Origin of the sequence: Thermonema sp. (assembly GCF_026003375.1) — a bacterium.
GTDB classification, from domain to species: Bacteria; Bacteroidota; Bacteroidia; order Cytophagales; family Thermonemataceae; genus Thermonema; species Thermonema rossianum.
Window position 1 is genome coordinate 466,680 of record NZ_BPHD01000003.1, and the last position, 12,840, is coordinate 479,519.

The 12,840-nt window shown below is 48.9% G+C and carries 11 protein-coding genes; 5 read left to right on the forward strand and 6 right to left on the reverse strand.

Annotated features, from left to right (window positions below):
* Positions 1–27: 27 nt before the first annotated feature.
* Positions 28–912 carry a glycosyltransferase gene (locus QVE43_RS11690; protein ID WP_288007370.1) on the reverse strand — a complete coding sequence of 295 codons (885 nt, stop codon included), beginning with the start codon at positions 910–912 and terminating at the stop codon, positions 28–30.
* Complete coding sequence (locus QVE43_RS11695; protein WP_288007372.1) at positions 909–1,556, reverse strand: FkbM family methyltransferase; 648 nt, start codon at positions 1,554–1,556, stop codon at positions 909–911. The genes QVE43_RS11690 and QVE43_RS11695 overlap by 4 nt, the downstream gene beginning before the upstream one ends.
* Positions 1,557–1,600: 44 nt before the next feature.
* Between QVE43_RS11695 and QVE43_RS11700 the strand changes: the two genes are divergently transcribed.
* The gene (locus tag QVE43_RS11700; RefSeq protein WP_288007374.1) at positions 1,601–3,100 is read left to right on the forward strand and encodes an oligosaccharide flippase family protein; all 1,500 of its coding nucleotides are present in this window, start codon (positions 1,601–1,603) and stop codon (positions 3,098–3,100) included.
* Here the strand turns inward: QVE43_RS11700 and QVE43_RS11705 are convergent.
* On the reverse strand, positions 3,083–4,258 hold the full coding sequence (locus QVE43_RS11705) for a lipopolysaccharide assembly protein LapB (RefSeq protein WP_288007376.1): 1,176 nt from the start codon (positions 4,256–4,258) through the stop codon (positions 3,083–3,085). The two genes, QVE43_RS11700 and QVE43_RS11705, sit on opposite strands and share 18 nt — an antisense overlap.
* A 116-nt stretch (positions 4,259–4,374) precedes the next feature.
* On the opposite strand from QVE43_RS11705, the gene QVE43_RS11710 reads away from it, so the two are divergent.
* The 4 genes from QVE43_RS11710 to QVE43_RS11725 are packed head-to-tail and all read left to right on the forward strand — an operon-like array spanning position 4,375 to position 9,169.
* The gene (locus QVE43_RS11710; protein ID WP_288007378.1) at positions 4,375–5,574 is read left to right on the forward strand and encodes a proline dehydrogenase family protein; all 1,200 of its coding nucleotides are present in this window, start codon (positions 4,375–4,377) and stop codon (positions 5,572–5,574) included.
* Positions 5,575–5,629: 55 nt separating this feature from the next.
* Positions 5,630–7,285, forward strand: a complete 1,656-nt coding sequence (locus tag QVE43_RS11715; RefSeq protein ID WP_288007380.1) for a DUF4836 family protein — start codon at positions 5,630–5,632, stop codon at positions 7,283–7,285.
* 27 nt (positions 7,286–7,312) lie between these two features.
* A complete protein-coding gene (locus tag QVE43_RS11720; protein ID WP_288007382.1) occupies positions 7,313–7,954 on the forward strand; it encodes an ATP-binding cassette domain-containing protein in 642 nt (213 codons plus the stop codon).
* Between the two features lie 3 nt (positions 7,955–7,957).
* A complete protein-coding gene (locus tag QVE43_RS11725) occupies positions 7,958–9,169 on the forward strand; it encodes an FtsX-like permease family protein (RefSeq protein WP_288007384.1) in 1,212 nt (403 codons plus the stop codon).
* Positions 9,170–9,540: 371 nt separating this feature from the next.
* Here the strand turns inward: QVE43_RS11725 and QVE43_RS11730 are convergent, their stop codons facing one another.
* The 3 genes from QVE43_RS11730 to guaA are packed head-to-tail and all read right to left on the reverse strand — an operon-like array spanning position 9,541 to position 12,803.
* Entirely contained in the window at positions 9,541–10,467 is a 927-nt protein-coding gene (locus QVE43_RS11730) for a DUF368 domain-containing protein (protein ID WP_288007386.1), read from the reverse strand.
* 6 nt (positions 10,468–10,473) lie between these two features.
* A complete protein-coding gene (locus QVE43_RS11735; protein ID WP_038031529.1) occupies positions 10,474–11,238 on the reverse strand; it encodes a phosphosulfolactate synthase in 765 nt (254 codons plus the stop codon).
* 38 nt (positions 11,239–11,276) lie between these two features.
* Entirely contained in the window at positions 11,277–12,803 is a 1,527-nt protein-coding gene (gene guaA / locus QVE43_RS11740) for a glutamine-hydrolyzing GMP synthase (protein WP_288007388.1), read from the reverse strand.
* Positions 12,804–12,840 lie beyond the last annotated feature (37 nt).

A 12,840-nucleotide genomic window follows, 5' to 3' on the forward strand; every position in this document is an offset into this window, starting at 1 on the left:
AGCAGTTTTTAAGCGCCTGTGAAAGGGTTAACGGTAGCGCAGGCGGTTGAGCAGGCGTCGCCAGGGCGTCAAGCGGTGGTAACGTGCAAAAGATTGTATGATGCGTACATCGGGTGGCGGGGGCGTGTCCGGAAGCAGGACGGCTTGTGTGGACAAAGTGGTATTGAACCGTCGGCTGTAAAAACGAAGGTGGGTGCTGTGTTTGGTGTACACATGACGGCATTTACTATAGCGCGGATACAGGCAGTATTTTTCCTGGCGGTAAAGGGCATAACATGCCCTTATTGCCCAGGAATTAATGAGCCCTTTTTGTTGCTTGTAGAGCATATAAGGCAAGTCTTCGCCCCCACGGGAAAATGCTGCTCTTTCTTTTGGATTTTTCCAAAAGAGCTGAAAATCGCTTACTTGCCAATCGATGCTTTGCCAGCGGTCAGCCCATATGCCCCAGCCCAACGAAGACAGACGAGGTAGAAGGGTTATGTCATGCGGGTAGTCACCGGGCCATGAAATAGGGGGAGTATAGCCACTTAGCGAAAATATTTGCTGATGGTCTTTATACAGCCTCAAAGCAGCATTCATGAAGGCAAGGAAGTCGGGCGTGCATTCCAAATCATCTTCCAGGACAATGGCTCTTTGATGCTTTTCTATTACATGCGAAACCCCCTCTATCACAGAGCGGGCGAGCCCCTTGGGATGCGATGCCCTGATGATGTGCTTATGTGGATGAGACAGCCTTTGGGTCAATTGAACAACAGTTTCCACATCGGCTTCTTCTCTGGGGTGCTTGGCAGCATCAATAAATATAAACACTTCGGAATGAAGCCACTCCGGATTCCGGGTCAGGCTGTCAAATAATCTTTGGAGGGCTTCCGGGCGCCGGTAGGCAAAAATGATGATGGGCGATAAACTCATATGTTCAAACAATTGAGCTCTTTGTAGAAAAAGGAAGTACAGGACAGCTCTGTGCCTATAGGTGCCATACCGTAAAAGTCGAGCCGCCGGAAGCCTTGTGCACACAGCCAGGACAAAGCTTCCCGGTACTCACTTCTGTTGCTGTTGTCCACAATAATGACCCCATCTTCTGTCAAGAAGTTGACCGCCTGCCGGATGCACTCGTTTCGCAAGATACCGTCAACTACAATGAGATGAAAAGTGGCTTGTGCCTGCCGGATAGCAGTTGGATAGTCTTCTGGCAGGCAGTATAGCACAGAGGCATTGGGCGGCAGCTTGGCTTGCATCTGTTGTGCCCATGAGGGGTGGTGTTCTACACTATACACTTGAGCTACTTTTTGGGCAAAGTAAAGCGTCGAGCTGCCGCTTCCGTATTCAAAAACCCGGAAGTGGGCTTGCAGGCGCGGGTCTAAAAAAAGATAGGCACTGTAGGTAAACCAAGGGATGGGGTGTCCTGCTGCATCTTCGGAGCGTTTGGTGTAAAAAGAGCGAAACCATCCTAAGTCTTTCAAGCCGCTTTGCAATACCAGGTTGGTGGGGGCGCCTAAGCGCAATTGGTTGAGTACCCACCAAACGGATTTTTTCAACTTCTTTACTATTGACATGAAAATTGAATTATCTTGGATGCGCAATTTAAAAAATAAAATGCATGGGGGTTGTCATTCGTCAAGGGGCAAAATACACATTAATAGCGTATGTGGGGGTTGTGATAGGAGCACTTACTAATCTTTTTTTGATGCCCGCCTTACTGAGCCCCGAACAAATAGGGGGGATCCGGCAGATATTGGCCAATGCCACCTTGCTAAGTGCGTTTGTGCTTGCAGGCACCCCGCAAGTTATTGAACGTTTTCATCCTTTTTTTGAAGGGCGGCGGCGCAATGCTCTCTTTTCTTTGAGTATTGCTTATACACTCACTACCTTCCTTTTGTTGAGTCTGTTTTTGTGGGGGGGGAGAAGCTATTATTTGAGCTTATATGAAAATTCGCCTCATGTGAAAGATTACTTCTTTTACCTTTTTCCATTGACTTTGGGTATGGCATTTCAGAGTATTCTGGAAGCTTGGTGCCGGGCATATCTGCGTATTGCCGTGCCTGCTTTATTCCGGGATTTCTTTTTGAAAATGACCATTGCCTTGCTGGTAGTTGCGGTGGGGATGCATTGGATGCACTTTGGGTATATGTTCGGCGCAGTGACTGCCTATTATGTGATAGCTGTTCTGGGGCTGACGGCATACCTTTACCGCTTGTATCGCTTCCGGCTGTTTCCTGCCGGCTGGTGGGAAGCAGTGCGGGGACGCTTAAGTGAAATGATGAAATATGCCGCATTTATTTTGATGGGCGGACTAAGTATTGTGGTTGTGAACCAAGCCGATATTATGATGCTGGGTATGTTGCTGGGCGATGCCGATACAGGCATTTACACCATAGCCTTTTTTATGGCGAATGTGATAGAAATTCCCCGCCGTGCACTTTCTCAAATCACCACACCTCTGATTGCAAGAGCTTGGGCAAAGCAAGCCATTGACGAACTTGCATACCTGTATCGTCAATCGGCCATCAATCAAATGTTGATTGGTGGGGCTTTGTTTTTATTGTTATGGCTGAACCGGGAAGAAATCTTTACCATCATGCCCAAAGGCGACCTATATCGCGAAGGAATGAGTGTGGTCTTTTGGGTGGGGCTGGCACGCTTTTTCGATATGGCAATGGGCGTGAACAACGAAATTTTGCTGCAGTCAAGGTACTATAAGTTTGTTTTGCTTTCCAATATTTTGTTGGCGCTTTTGGTAATAGCCACCAACTGGTGGCTTATTCCCTTGATGGGGTTGGAGGGTGCCGCTTTGGCCACTTTCCTTTCCATGCTTGTATATAACCTGCTGCGTAGCTTCTTTTTGTGGGTGAAAGTGCGCATACATCCTTTTAGCAAACAGACGCTGTGGGCTACGCTGGTATTGCTGGTATTGTGGAGAGGCTTGGCGTTTTTGCCCTTGCTACCGGTGCAAGGACTCCTTCCTGCCTTGGTCAATATACTGCTTCGCTCAGGCTTGTTGCTACTTCTGCTGGCGGCAGCCATATGGAAGCTTCGTTTGTCGGAGGAGCTCGTGCATATAGGCGGGCAACTACTCAAACGCCTAAGGCGCAGACCATAAGCGCTGACGGTGGCGATAAGCATATTTTTGAAGCGACTCGTCCATATCCTGTGGGTGCATGCCGTGACGCACGGCTTCTTTTACGGCCTGTTTTATCTGACGCCTTTTTCCTTTGTTGCGCATCAGCCATAGGGCATGGGCATAGTGGGCTTGTGCGTTGTCGGGCTCTTGTTGTATCCAAAATTCAAGATATGCTTTTGCTTCTTCGTCCCGGCCGGCGTTGAGCAGCAGTTGAGCGCGCTGTATGAAGTAGGTGGTTTCTTCGCCTTGTTTGAGTATGGCTTGGCTGTTGGCATACAAGGCGGCATCCCATTGCAGCAGTGCCGCGTGGTAGTCGGCCATCACGGCATAGTACACTCCTTGTTGAGGAGCCAGTTGTATGGCAGCTGCTATGTAGCGAAGGGCTTCTTCATATTGTCGGCCTGCGGCACAAGCCCTTGCCACATCAAAATAATCGTCGGCTTGCAGGGGATGATTTTGGGCATAGCGTTCCATCATCTGCAAACCACGCTCATAGCTGCCACTGCGTAGTAACAGCTTGGCACAATTATAAACGGCTGCCGGTGGGGCTTGGGGCAACTCTGCCGCTTGACACCAACAGTTGGCTGCTTCGCTCCACTGCTCTTGTGTGGCATAAAGGTTTCCCAAGGCTATCCATAAGCCGCCTTGCTTGGGACGCAACGCCAAGGCTTGTTTAAAGGCTGTTTCTGCTTCGCTAAGTTGGCCGTTTTGCATATACAGCAAACCGAGGTAAAAGTGCGTGCGGTAGTCCTGCGGCATGCACTCTTGTGCTGCCTGCAGTTTTTCGATTCGTTGCTGCAAGGCACTATCGGCCATCCGGAAATAACAAAATGCTTCCAAGAGTGTGGCACGACACTTCCATGCGCTTTTTTTGTTTTGCAGCAGTTGCCGGCATACTTGCACTGCTTGTGGGTAGTTGCCGGCATAGAAGTGGCTGCGTGCAAGCCCCCAAAGCATTTCCGGCTTGTCGTTGTCATAAATAAGGCTTTGCTCGTAATACTGAATAGCCTGCTTGTAATCTCCTTCATACATGGCCATTAAGGCAGCTTGCCGGGCGTCGTTGTGTTGTGCACGGCTGTTGGTTGCCGGCCAACAAAGCAGCCATACAAGCAGTATAATTTGCCGGTTTAGTTTCATAAGGTTGAATGTTGAACAGGGCAGTAGCCCTTGCTTCTGTTCTTTTGTAAAAGATAACAAAAGTAGTGCACAAAAACTGTAACTTTGGGCGTCTTTGTACTTTAAAGCAAAAAACTATGAGCGAACCAACCGAACCTATCGCTTTGAACTTCCAAAATACCTCCATTGCTTTTGCTTCCAAGTCCGATGCAGACTTGCGCCGCATGCACTGGCTTTTCGGTATGATGAACTATCCTGCCCTGGTCGATACCGGCACCTTTTTGGTGAAAGCCACTTTGGCATTTCCATTGACCAAGCCTTTGACCCGTTTTATTGTAAAAGCGACCTTATTTAAGCAGTTTTGCGGCGGCGAAGACATTGAAGACTGCCGGCCGGTGATTGAACAGCTGGCGCGCTATGGCATAGGCACCATTTTGGATTACTCGGTAGAGGGCGAAAAGAGCGAAGAAGGTTTTGAAAAAACCACGGCCGAAGTGCTGCGCACCATCGATTTTGCTGCCGGGCATCCTGCTGTGCCTTTTGCTGTCTTTAAGGTGACAGGCATAGCCCCTTTCGGTTTGCTTGAAAAAGTGAGTACCAAAGCTTCGCTTTCTGCAACCGAGGAGGCACAGTGGGTGAAAGTGCAGCAGCGTGTAAGTCGCATCTGTGAAACGGCTTACCGGAAAGGCGTGCGTATTTTTATTGATGCCGAAGAAACGTGGATACAACCGGCCATCGACCATCTTGCCTATGAGATGATGAAGCGTTTCAACCGCGAACAGGCGGTAGTGTACAACACCTATCAGCTGTACCGTCGCGATGGGCTGCAGCTGTTGAAAGAGGCCTTTGCTTGGGCACAAGAGCAAGGCGTGTATTTGGGAGCCAAATTGGTGCGGGGCGCTTACATGGAAAAAGAGCGCGAACGTGCCGAAGAAATGGGATATCCTGACCCCATACAGCCCAACAAGCAAAAATGCGATGAAGACTACAACGCAGCCCTGCTTTTTTGCCTCGAACGTTTGGACAAAATAGCTTTTTGTGCCGGCACGCACAACGAACAAAGCTGCCTGTTGCTGGCACAAGCCATGCAAGAAAAAGGCATACCCCCCCAAGATGAACGCATCTATTTTGCACAGCTCTATGGCATGAGCGACCATATTTCATTCAACCTGGCAAAGGCAGGGTACCGCGTGGCTAAGTATGTGCCCTATGGACCGGTAGATGCAGTGGTGCCTTATTTGATTCGGCGGGCAGAAGAAAATACCTCTATCAAAGGACAAAGCAACCGCGAATACCGTTTGGTGGAGCAAGAAATAAAACGCCGAAAAAAAGGCTGATATGCTTTGTTTTTCTTTGCAAAAAGATGTAATCTTGAGAAAAACCCTATTCATTATGAAGAAATCGAACTTGAATGCATGGGTACTTGCCTTACTGAGCCTTTGGCTGCTTGCTGCCTGCTCCGGTAAGAAAAACACCCCCTCACATGTAAGCTATTTACCTGCCGATGCCGACTTTGCAGTGGCTATAGACCTGCGCCGTTTGATTAGCAAAAGTTTACAACCCGGCGAGCTTTTTAGCGAGAAGAACTTAAAGGAAATGGGGGCTTCTGAAGAAGAAGCCAAGGAAACCTCCCAAAAGTTCGAGCGCATTTTAAACTCCGGTATCGACTACGCCAACACTTTCTACGTCTTTGGAAAAAAAGAGAATGACTTTGTAGGCATAGTGGTGCCTCTGGATGATGCCGGCAAATGGAATAAAAGTATGGAAGACCCTGAGTTTTGGAAAGAGGTCTTCGAAGAAGAGCAACCAATCCCCATCCGGACCAAAGACGATGTGAAGTTTTTTGAAAAAAAAGGCTACACCACAGTGGTGGCTGCATGGAACGACGACGTCCTACTGGTGGGCATCATGGAAAAGGGCTACTATGAGAAGGAGGATGAAAAAAGCGCTGCTCTGGTGGAAAAGGCTTTGGAGTTGCTGAAATTACCAAAGGAAAAGCAACTTATCGAGCAAGAGAAATCTTTTAAAGAAGCGCTTGCCGACGCCGAAGACCTTACTGTGTGGGTAAACCTGAATGCCACCTCCGGCTTGGACGCAGTGGATGAAATGGAAGAAGAAGCAAAGCAATACTTAAAAGACGCTTTCTTTACCATGCAAATTGCCTTTGAAGATGGCTTGATTCGCAGTGATGCCGCTTTTATACCTTCGGAGAAAACACGCAAAGAGATGCAGCTTTATTACAATGTGCACATCAATAAGGCGGTAAGTAAAATACCTTACAAAAAGCCGTTGGCGCTGTTAAGCTTTGCCATTTCGGAGGCAGCCATCAATAAAATCAAGGAAAAACAACTGTTGACAGAGGCAAATAGAGATTTTGACCGGCAGCTGGGAGTTTCGGCCGATGAGTTTATGAGCATGTGGGATGGTCAGTTCTGTATGGCGCTCAATAGCCTTGGTGCCGCGGGCATCCCCGAAATGGCTGTATCCATGGGAATACGTGACGAAAAGCTTTATCAGAAAATGGTCGACTACATGCTCTCGAAAGGCATGCTGGTCAAAAAAAACAATGCAGAGGGCGATGTCTATTTGATTGCAGGTGGTATGGCTCACCTGTATAAAGACGAAAACTACCTGCGCCTGGCTATGGGAGCTTCGGAAACCATATGGGAGGCGGCTGCTATACCCGAAGAGTGGGGCGACCAAATGAAAAAGGCTTCGTCTTTTGTGGGAATTCGTGCCGATTTGCTGACCCAGTTGGCGCAGCTGCCTTGGTTCAAGGGAATGAATGCCACCGAAGCAGTGCAGCTGATCAACGAATTGGTTATTTGGAGTCCCGGATATGACGATGGCAAAATAAAAGGACAAGTTTTGCTTTCCTTCCGTGAAGAAGATAAAAACGCCTTGTTGATTCTTATAGATGCCATCAAAGCAGAGGCAAAAAAGAAAGAAAACCGCTACAAGGAAGAGCCAATGGCAAGCGACAAACGGCTGCCTATGGAGTTGGAAGAAGTGGACGAGGAGGACATGGAAGAAGTACCGGTCTTTTAGGCGTTTCCATAATCCACTACCTTGCTTATGAAAATACGTATCGAAGGCCTGCTGCCCGCCCCTTTGAAAGAGCGCCTGCATGGGCGCTCGCAAGTGTGGGGGCAAAGCTATACTTTTGAAAGCGGGCGTTTTTATCAGGTCTATTCGCCCTCCGGGCGTGGAAAATCCACTTTTCTGCATATTCTTTACGGTATCCGCAAAGACTATGAAGGCGCTGTTTTCATAAATGAAAAACCTGTGCAAAGCATGCCGGCGCAAGAATGGGCTGTTTTGCGCCAAAAGCATTTGTCTATTGTCTTTCAGGATCTGCGCTTGCTGCTGCACCTTACTGCATGGGAAAACTTACAGTTGAAAGCGGCACTGCAGCCCATAGATGCAGATAAGATAGTGGCAATGGCAGAATATTTGGGTGTAAAGCACTTGCTACACCGGCAGGTAGCCTTGCTTTCTTATGGCGAAAGGCAGCGCATAGCCATCATTCGTGCACTCATACAGCCCTTTGAAATGCTGCTACTGGATGAGCCTTTCAGCCACCTGGATGAGGAAAATATAAAACTTGCCGGTCAGTTGATTCTAAGCCGCTGCAAGGAGCAAAATGCCGGTTTTATTATGGCTTCGTTAGGCTACGATTATCAAATGACATTTCACGAAAAACTGCTGCTCGGATAAGCTATGACACCTTTATACCCTTCCATTTTGCGGCGCAATATATTGAAGTTGGTCTTTCGTGCTTTTCGAGGGGGGCATGTATGGATAGCAATTATAGGCTATGCCGCGGGGCTGTGTTTGGTTTTGCTGATGCTCCAGCTTTACATGACCATGCAAGAGGTATTTGAGTCCGGAAAAGCAAGCAATTACCTTATCATTACCAAAGAGGTTACTTTATTCAATACGGCTACGGGCATGGCCGGGGGCTTCAGCCAAGAAGAAATTGAAGACCTGCAGGCGCAGCCTTTTGTGAAAGAGGTGGGACCTTTTGAAAGCAACCATTTTGCCGCATGGACTTATGGCAACGAGACCATCCCTTTGCGCACGGAACTGTTTTTCGAAGCAGTGCCCGACCACTTGTTGGATGTGGACCCGCCCGGCTGGAATTGGCGCGAAGGCGATGAGTTTGTGCCGGTGGTGGTGTCGAAAGAGTTTCTCAACCTTTACAACTTTGGCTATGCCCTGGCAAAAGGCTTGCCCCAAATCACCCCCGGCCTGATTGCCATGGCACCTCCTTTGCCTACCAAACTATATGGTCCCCGGGGACAAGTGATAGTGAAAATGAAAGTAGTAGGCTTTTCGGATCGTATTCCATCTATCTTGGTGCCCATGTCTTTTATGCGTTGGGCAAACGAACGATTGGCAGGCATAACTGCCGGAGAAACCCCGCCGGCACGGCTATTGGTGCGAGTAACCAACAGCGGTGACCCCCTTTTGCTTGACTACTTGAAACAAAAAAGATGGGAAGTCAATCGCAGCCAGCTACAAGCGGGGCGTCTGGGGGCGTTGGCAGTGGTGGCCATGTCTGCCATTGGCTTTGTGGGCATTGCCTTTATGGTGTTGGCATTCCTTGTGTTTGTCCTGACTTTCCGTTCCATTCTCTTGGAAAAGCGCACCGAGGTGGAATTGCTGTTGCTGCTGGGCTATGAGCAACGATTTATTGAAAGGCATTTTGTGCGTGAGTTTGCCCGCATGCTGCTGCTGGTGCTTTTGCTTGTGGCTGCCGGTTTGGCTGCCGGTGGTTATTTCTTTGCCCGGCGAATGGAAACATATGCTTTCGACATAGACACGGTTTTGCATCCCTTAGTGCCTTTGGTTGCCTTGCTTTTGATAGGCTTCACCTTGTTACTCAATGCATGGGCTTTGCGCCGTACCATTCACAAAATGAATGTTTAAGTGACATGGAAGGCAGGCAAAGCCTGCTGTCTTTCAAAAAAACGCTGCAGGTGCATTCTTTCAAACATCAAACAAAAGCGCAACGACTCATATCATTTCGAACAAGGTGCAAGCGGAACTTGTCATTTCGAACGAGCGAAGCGAGTGAGAGATCTCATCACCCCAAACCAAGCGGCAAGAAATAAAAGAGATTTCCCGCTGCGCTCGAAGTGACAAAAGGAAGGCTCGAAGTGACAAGAAGAAGCGCCCGGAATGACAAAAAAGAATGCGCTTGAAAAGAAGTGCCTTCTCAACCAGATGCCAAAAGAGAAAGGCACTTCCTTGCCACAGTTTGTTTTTTTAAGCTGCCTTATTTTGGCACTCACCACCAATCAAGAGGCCACTTCTTTGGTTTGGGATACTTTCTCAAGTATTACAATCAAGGCAATGCCGGCTATGCAACAAGCCAAGGCAATACCCGGTTGAGCTTCTTGACCGCTTAGCTGTTCATAGCTTGTCGGCAACACATTGCGTGTAAGCACGGGCACGCCCTTGGCATTGGTGCTGATGACTTCTTTCCAAGGCCATATTTTATTGAGTGAGCCCAGCATAAAACCGGACAAAGTAGCCATCGTGACCGAAGGGAAGCGATGCAACAAATAAGACAGCAGGCGCACGAAGGAAAGCAGCCCCACAACACAGCCGGCAGCAAACGTAAGCATCACTTCAAAACGCAATGCTTTCAGCGATTCCAGAATGAATGCATACTTGCCCAACAAAACCAAAATGAAACTACCTGAAATGCCGGGCAGTATCATGGCGCAAATAGCAATAGCGCCCGACAAAAACACAAACCATAAGGCTTCCGGTGTTTCGGCCGGCATGGCTGCCGTGAGCCAATAAGCCAAAACAGTGCCTGCCATAAAAGCCAACACACTACCGGCATTCCATTGCTTTACCTCTTTGCTTACCAGCCACACCGAAGCCACAATTAAACCAAAGAAGAAAGACCAGATGGCAATGGGGTAGTGCTGCAAAAGATAAGTGATGAGGCGGGCCAAAGAAAACAGGGCAGTGCCAATGCCTGTCAGCAAAGGCAGCAGAAAACCACCATTGATTTTGTACCAAAAATCCCTAAACCGGAAACGCAGGAGCAAGACCAATGCTTCCCCGTCAATACTTTTGAGGGTGTCTATCAATTCTGTATAGATACCGGCAATCAAAGCGACAGTGCCGCCCGATACGCCCGGTACCACGTCGGCACTGCCCATTGCCAAGCCTTTCAGCCACAAAATAAAGGCTTTGCGATATTCTTTCATTGATTTTTATTCTTTGGGTAGAAAAAAGTCGAAGGTGTCGCCACGTAAGCCCAAGCGTATGGTTTCCAACGGAATGATTTCCTGCGGAGCTATATTCCCTAAGTTTACATTCGGGCCAATCAACTTGATAAACCACACCTGCTGCGCTTTTTGGGGCGCTTCCCAAATGATTTTTTCATAGGGGATGGAGTGAAGAATTTCTTTCACCAAGCCTTCGCGCACCTCGCCCGAAGAGCGGAACAAGCCTACATTTCCTGCTTCGCGTGCTTCGCCTATGACCTTCCATGCACCGGCAGAGAGCTCAGCCTGCATCAGCTCTATCCACATGTAGGGCGGCATGATTTTGGAAGCATCTTTGGAGCCTACTTCCGAAAGCACCGTCACTTGCTGTGCCAGCCGGCGGATATACTCACACTTTTGGTCATGGGGCATTTCTATGGAGCCATCCGATACTTCGGCAAAGGTCATCTTGTATTTATCCAGCACACGCAGATAGTCTTCGAACTGGTTGCGCACAACAAAAGCTTCGAAGAGGGTGCCGCCAAAGTAAACAGGAATGCCGGCACTCCTGTACACTTCCAGTTTTTTATCTAAGTTGGGGGTTACATAAGAAGTAGCCCATCCCAACTTGACCACGTCTATATAATCGCCCGCTACGTCGAGCACATCTTCTACCTGGCGTATGCTCATGCCTTTGTCCATCATCATGGTAAGCCCTACTTCGCGGGGCTTTTGTGTGCGTTCAGGAATGTGTTTCAGTGTGTAATTCATAGCCACTATGGGTTTAAAAAATGAGACATTTTAAGGTGTTATTCCCATTCGATAGTTGCAGGGGGTTTGGAGCTGATGTCGTAAACGACCCGGTTGACTCCTTTTACCCGGTTGATGATTGTATTGGATATGTCAGCAAGCAGTTCGTAGGGGAGATGTACCCAGTCGGCTGTCATGCCGTCGGTGCTGTGCACTGCCCGCAGGGCTACTACTTGCTCATAGGTGCGTTCGTCGCCCATGACGCCTACCGAGTGAATGGGCAACAAGACAGCGCCGGCTTGCCATATTTTATCGTACCACCCGCTTTGGCGTAGTGCTTGAATGTAAATGTCGTCGGCTTCTTGCAAGATGCGCACTTTTTCGGGGGTTACTTCGCCCAAAATGCGGATGCCCAAGCCCGGTCCGGGGAAAGGATGCCGCCCGATGATGGCTTTGGGCAAGCCCAAGGCATAGCCTACTTCGCGCACTTCGTCTTTGAAAAGACTACGCAGGGGCTCTACTACCTTGAGTTTCATGCGCTCGGGTAAGCCCCCCACGTTGTGGTGTGACTTGATGGTAACCGAAGGACCATTGACCGATACCGACTCAATGACATCGGGGTAGATGGTGCCCTGTCCCAGCCATTTCACATCTTGTATTTTATGGGCTTCATCGTCAAACACTTCAATGAAAGTGCGTCCAATGGCTTTACGCTTGTCTTCGGGGTCAGTAAGGCCACGCAAAGCATCATAGAAGCGTTGCTTGGCATCCACGCCTTTGATATTGAGCCCTAAGCCACGATAAGCTTCCAGCACCTGCTCGAATTCGTTCTTGCGTAACAAGCCGTTATCTACAAAAATACAATACAGATTGCTGCCTATGGCGCGGTGTAAAAGCATGGCTGCCACGGAGGAATCGACACCGCCGGAAAGAGCCATCACTACTTTATCGTTGCCCAGCTGCTCTTTCAGGCTCTTTACAGTCTGCTCTATGAACGAATCCGGTGTCCAGCTTTGGCTGCAGCCGCATATGTTTACCACAAAGTTGTGCAGCAATTGTTTGCCTTCCAGCGAGTGGGTTACTTCCGGGTGGAACTGAATGCCGTAGGTCTTTTCGCCTTCGATTTCATAGGCAGCAACAGGAATATTTTCTGTGTGTGCCAATATGCGGAAGTGCCCGGGCAACTGCAGAATGCTGTCGGCATGCGACATCCATACTTGCGAAGCGGCAGACATACCCTCGAACAGCGGGTGTTGAGGCATGTCTATTTGAAGTGTTGCGCGCCCGTACTCCCTGATTTTGGAAGGTGCCACCTCGCCTCCTTCTTGGTGAGCCATCAATTGGGCACCGTAGCAAATACCCAGCACGGGCACTTTGCCACGCCACTGCTTAACATCTACCATGGGGGCGTTGGGGTCGTTCACCGAAAAAGGGCTTCCCGAAAGGATGATTCCTTTGACCTCTTCGCTAAGCGATACGGGACGGTTGAAGGGCTGAATTTCGCAGTAAACGTGCAACTCGCGCACACGGCGGGCAATTAATTGCGTATATTGAGAACCAAAGTCAAGAATAATGATTTTCTCCATGACGGTGTGCAGCTATAGGGATTTTTGAATGAAGGTT

Coding starts and splice junctions, on each gene's coding strand:
- QVE43_RS11690 (WP_288007370.1), bottom strand. CDS start 912: ATGAGTTTATCGCCCATCATCATTTTTGCCTACCGGCGCCCGGAAGCC.
- QVE43_RS11695 (WP_288007372.1), bottom strand. CDS start 1,556: ATGTCAATAGTAAAGAAGTTGAAAAAATCCGTTTGGTGGGTACTCAAC.
- QVE43_RS11700 (WP_288007374.1), top strand. CDS start 1,601: ATGGGGGTTGTCATTCGTCAAGGGGCAAAATACACATTAATAGCGTAT.
- QVE43_RS11705 (WP_288007376.1), bottom strand. CDS start 4,258: ATGAAACTAAACCGGCAAATTATACTGCTTGTATGGCTGCTTTGTTGG.
- QVE43_RS11710 (WP_288007378.1), top strand. CDS start 4,375: ATGAGCGAACCAACCGAACCTATCGCTTTGAACTTCCAAAATACCTCC.
- QVE43_RS11715 (WP_288007380.1), top strand. CDS start 5,630: ATGAAGAAATCGAACTTGAATGCATGGGTACTTGCCTTACTGAGCCTT.
- QVE43_RS11720 (WP_288007382.1), top strand. CDS start 7,313: ATGAAAATACGTATCGAAGGCCTGCTGCCCGCCCCTTTGAAAGAGCGC.
- QVE43_RS11725 (WP_288007384.1), top strand. CDS start 7,958: ATGACACCTTTATACCCTTCCATTTTGCGGCGCAATATATTGAAGTTG.
- QVE43_RS11730 (WP_288007386.1), bottom strand. CDS start 10,467: ATGAAAGAATATCGCAAAGCCTTTATTTTGTGGCTGAAAGGCTTGGCA.
- QVE43_RS11735 (WP_038031529.1), bottom strand. CDS start 11,238: ATGAATTACACACTGAAACACATTCCTGAACGCACACAAAAGCCCCGC.
- guaA (WP_288007388.1), bottom strand. CDS start 12,803: ATGGAGAAAATCATTATTCTTGACTTTGGTTCTCAATATACGCAATTA.